The organism is Dietzia sp. B19, assembly GCF_014145155.1.
Taxonomy (GTDB): Bacteria; Actinomycetota; Actinomycetes; order Mycobacteriales; family Mycobacteriaceae; genus Dietzia; species Dietzia natronolimnaea.
Genome location: NZ_JAALED010000075.1, coordinates 1 through 4,285, shown reverse-complemented (window position 1 = coordinate 4,285; position 4,285 = coordinate 1). Strand labels below are relative to the sequence as shown.

2 protein-coding genes and 1 pseudogene are annotated in these 4,285 nt (G+C 70.2%); all 3 read right to left on the bottom strand.

All coding sequences use genetic code 11. From position 1 onward, the window contains the following. The coding region (ileS, locus tag G6020_RS03040; protein WP_182609613.1) for an isoleucine--tRNA ligase at window positions 1-3,040 on the bottom strand (3,040 nt) is incomplete at its 3' end. A gap of 282 nt (window positions 3,041-3,322) precedes the next feature. After that, a complete protein-coding gene (locus tag G6020_RS03035; protein WP_182609612.1) occupies window positions 3,323-3,544 on the bottom strand; it encodes a hypothetical protein in 222 nt (73 codons plus the stop codon). Between the two features lie 125 nt (window positions 3,545-3,669). Then, window positions 3,670-4,285 (bottom strand): annotated as a pseudogene (locus G6020_RS03030) (cell division protein); the annotation flags it as partial.

The following is a 4,285-nucleotide window of genomic DNA, read 5'->3' as shown; positions in this document are numbered from 1 at the left end:
CGCGGCGGGCCGCCGGGACCTCCAGGCGCACCCGGATGCGGTCGGAGATGTCGAACCCGGCGCCGCGGCGGGCCTCCTGGATCTCACGGATCCGGTCCTTGGCCCAGCCCTCGGCCTCCAGCTCCTCGGTGACGGTCAGGTCCAGCACCACCAGCCCGGCCCCGCCCGGGAGCGCGGCCGTCGATTCCGGGTCCGCGGCCACGAGGCGGTGTTCGTACTCGCCCTCCTGCAGTTCGACCCCACCGGCGATGACCACCCCGTCGGCCTCGGACCAGTCCCCCGTCTTGGCGGCCTTGATGCACGCCTGAACCTGCTTGCCCAACCGCGGCCCCGCCGCGCGGGCGTTGACGGCCAGCTCCATCCGCCCGTGGGCGGCCACGTCGCTCGTCAGGTGGACGTGGCGCACGTTGACCTCGTCGGCGATGATCCCGGTGAACGGCTCGAGCCTCTCGGCGTCGGGCATCGCCACGGTGAGGGAGTTCAGGGGCAGGCGCACGCGCAGCTGCTTGGCCTTGCGCACGGAGGAGACGGTCGAACACACCGACCGCACGGCCTCCATGGCCTCGACCAACCCGGCGTCGCGCGGGAGCTCGTCGGCGGCCGGCCAGTCCGCGAGGTGGACCGACTCCCGCCCGGTCAGGCCGGTCCACACGACCTCCGACATGAGCGGGAGGAGCGGGGCGGCGAGCCGCATCGTCGTCTCCAGCACCGTGTAGAGGGTGTCGAAGGCGTCGCGGGAGTCCTGACCGGAGGCCTCCCCCGCCCAGAACCGGGAGCGCGACCTGCGCACGTACCAGTTGGTCAGGGCGTCGGCGAACTGTCGCAGTTCGTCGCAGGCGGCGGCGATGTCCGTGGTCTCCAGGGCCTCGGTCATCGCGTCCCGGGTCGTGGCCAACCGGGACAGGATGTACCGGTCCAGCACGTGCGGGGAGTCCGTGCGCCAGGTGGCGCGCTCGGCGGCGTACAGCTGCAGGAAGCTGTAGGAGTTCCAGAGCGGCAGCATGGCCTGACGCACACCCTCGCGGATGCCCTGTTCGGTCACCACGAGATTGCCACCGCGGAGGATGGGGGAACTCATGAGGAACCATCGCATGGCATCGGAGCCGTCGCGGGCGAAGACCTCGTTGACGTCCGGGTAGTTGCCCTTGGACTTGCTCATCTTGAGCCCGTCGTTGCCCAGCACGATCCCGTGGGCGGCGACGTGCGTGAACGCGGGACGGTCGAACAGCGCCGTGGCCAGCACGTGCAGCGTGTAGAACCAGCCGCGGGTCTGACCGTTGTACTCGACGATGAAGTCGCCCGGGTTGTGGGTCTCGAACCACTCCTTGTTCTCGAAGGGGTAGTGGACCTGCGCGAACGGCATGGACCCGGACTCGAACCAGCAGTCGAACACGTCGGCCACCCGCCGCATGGTGGATCTGCCGGTCGGGTCGTCGGGGTTGGGCCGGGTCAGCTCGTCGATGTACGGACGGTGCAGATCGGTGGGCCGCACCCCGAAGTCGGCCTCGAGCTCGTCGAGGGAGCCGTAGACGTCCACGCGCGGGTAGGCCGGGTCGTCCGACTCCCACACGGGGATCGGCGCGCCCCAGTACCGGTTCCGGTTGATGTTCCAGTCCCGCGCGCCCTCGAGCCACTTGCCGAACTGCCCGTCGCGCACGTGCTCCGGCATCCACGTGATGTGTTCGCGATTGAGCTCGACCATCCGGTCCCGGAACGCGGTGACCTTGACGAACCAGGCCGGCAGGGCCATGTAGATCAACGGCTGCCCGGAGCGCCAGGAGTGCGGGTAGGAGTGCTCGATGGTCTCGTGCCGGATCAGGCGACCCGCGGCACGCAGGTCGCGTGAGATGGGCGCGTTGGCGTCGAAGACCAGCTGGCCCGCGTACGGGGGCACCTCGGCGGTGAACTTGCCGTCGGGGCCGACCGGGATGACCAACTCGATACCGGCCGCGTCGCAGGCGTCCTTGTCCTCCTCACCGAAGGCCGGCGCGAGGTGGACGATGCCGGTGCCCGACTCGGTGGTGACGTAGTCCGCCGACAGCACGACGTGCGCGCCGGGGTGGCCGGCGAAGAAGTCGAACGGCGGGACGTACGTCAGACCCACCAGGTCGGCGCCCTTCGCCGTCGCCACCACCTCGGCGTCCTCGCCGAACTCGGGCGCATACACCCCGCGGCGGGCCTCGGCCACCACGAAGCGGCGGCCGGCGAGCTCACCGGAGTTCACCTGCACCACGCAGTAGTCGATGTCGGGGTGGACGGCGGCGGCCAGGTTGGACGGCAGGGTCCAGGGGGTGGTGGTCCAGACCAGCGCCTCGGCGCCGTGGAGCGGGCTGGACTGCGGCGCCTCGAGCGGCAGGCCGACGGTGACCGCGGGGTCCTGACGCATCTTGTACGCGTCATCCAACCGGGTCTCCTGGTTGGACAGGGGCGTCTGCTCGTACCAGGAGTACGGCAGCACGCGGAAACCCTTGTAGACCAGGCCCTTGTCGTAGAGCCGCTTGAACGCCCACAGGACGGACTCGGTGAAGTCGATGTCCAGCGTCTTGTAGTCGTTCTCGAAGTCCACCCAACGGGCCTGACGGTGGACGTACTCCTCCCACTCGTCGGTGTAGCGCAGGACCGACTTCTCGCAGGCCGAGTTGAACTCGGCCAGACCCATGTCGAGGATCTGCGACTTCTCGGTGATCCCCAGCTGCTTCTCGGCCTCGAGCTCGGCCGGCAGACCGTGACAGTCCCATCCGAAGCGGCGCTCGACCAGGTATCCGCGCATGGTGCGGTAGCGCGGGATCACGTCCTTGACGTACCCGGTGAGCAGATGCCCGTAGTGGGGTAGGCCGTTGGCGAACGGGGGGCCGTCGTAGAAGACGTATTCCTCGGCGTCCGCCCGTCTGCGGACGGACTCCCGGAAGGTGTCGCGCTGGTCCCACCGGGCCAGGACGGTCTCCTCGAGGGCGGGGAACGACGGCGACTGTGCCGTGGTGCCGCCGGTGAGGTCGAGAATCGGGTAGGCGCTACCCGTGGCGGTGGGCTCGGTGCTCATGCGGGCGGACTCCTCGCGGTACGGGGCCCGCACGAGTGGGTACCCGTGGGGCCGACAGGCCTGCGCTCGGGGACGATCCGGACACGACTGGCGCGTCCGTCCGCGGTACCACCCCGTTTGACGACGACGGTGCGACGCCCACTCATGGGTCGGGGGCCGGTCGGGCTCCCCCGTTCGGTTCTACTGAGCCGCCCCCTCCACGGGACCGGCTGTTCTTCCGAGCGCTCCCCGGTGATGGCCGGATCGCAGCGCATCCGGCTCACCGCCGGACATGGGGTGATGTTACCTGGCGGCGTGGGAGTCCGCCGCGTCCGCCACCTCTGACGGGTCCCGTCCGGACCCGTCACGCGCGGATCTCCCGCGGATGAGATCCATGACCAGCAGCAGCAGGCCGAGGGCGCCGACCACGATGCAGGCCCACGCCCACCCGATCTGACCGGTGGCGACGGCGGCGACGAGGAAGGCGAATCCGAGGATCGTCAGTCCGAGTGCGGCGACGAGCATGCGTTCCTCCTGCCGTGGTGCGTGTCGTGGGGCGCGCCTGTTCCGGGGCGGTCCCACTCCCCGAATATACGTCGGTCCCCGCACCCTGGGCAGGGGCGGGGACCGGACGCGTCGACGCGGGAGGACTACTCGGCGCGGTGGCCGCCGTCCTTCTTGGCACCCTGGTCGGGCGCACCGGCGTTCTCCGCCGGGGCGGCCGGGGCAGCCGATCCGGACTTCCCGAGCTCGGACAGCTGGTTCTCGAGGTAGCTGGTGAGGCGACTGCGGTAGTCCTTCTCGAAGGTCCGCAGCTGGTCGATCCGGCCCTCGAGCACGCCACGCTGCTGGTTGATGGTGGCCATGATCTCGGTGTGCTTGCGCTCCGCGTCGGCCTGCAGGGCGTCCGCCTTGGCCTGGGCTTCCTTGATCTGCTGCTCGGAGCGTGACTGGGCGTCCTTGACGATCCCGTCGGACTTGGTCTTGGCCTCGCCGAGGATCTTGTCGGCCTCCCTGCGGGCGTCGCCGACCATCTTCTCCGACTGCGTCTTGGCGTCGCCGACCAGCCGATCGGACTCGCCGCGCGCCTTGGCCATGAGCCCGTCGGACTCCTTCTTGGCCTCCCCGGTCAGCCGGTCCGCCATCTCCTGCGCCATCGCGAGAACGCGGGCCGCACGCAGATGCGTGTCGGAGTTGGCGGCACCGCTGTCCTCGCTCTTCGCGAGCGACGGGGTGGCCGCGGCCGGGGCCGGCGTCGGCGCTGGG